Annotated in this window: 1 protein-coding gene; it reads right to left on the minus strand. The window is 70.5% G+C overall.

Annotation, left to right across the window (positions count from 1 at the left end; genetic code table 11):
* Window positions 1-421: transposase family protein (locus J0695_RS39485; RefSeq protein ID WP_242553757.1), on the minus strand; the 421-nt coding region annotated here is incomplete at both ends.

Raw genomic sequence — 421 nt, forward strand, 5'->3', positions numbered from 1 at the left:
GGCATGTCCAGCTCGGCAGCGATCCGGTTGAGGGCGTCGACCAGCCCGTGGTGACGGGCGCAGGTGGTGTCGTGCTCCCTGCCCGGCCGTACTGGCGAGACCCAGATCGGCCAGCCGTCCGGGGTGGCGACGACCTGCACGTTCCCGCCATGGTGCTTATGTTTTCCGGACCACCAGAGGTCTGCGCCGTGGGGGCCGGGGGCGGCGACGCGGTCGGTGTGGATGACGGTGCCGTCGAGGTTCAGATGCGTCAGCCCGGCCGCCTTCGCACGCTCCAACGCGGTCGCGAGGTCCGGTGCCCCGGCCGCCAGAACGGTCAGCCCCTCGTGGAGGTAGCGGTAGGCGGCGGAGACCGACAGACCGTTGTCGCGGGCGAGTTGGGAAAGGCGGGTGCCGTCGATGAACCAGCGCAGGATGAGCA

It is taken from the genome of Streptomyces beijiangensis (assembly GCF_017315755.1).
GTDB lineage: Bacteria > Actinomycetota > Actinomycetes > Streptomycetales > Streptomycetaceae > Streptomyces > Streptomyces beijiangensis.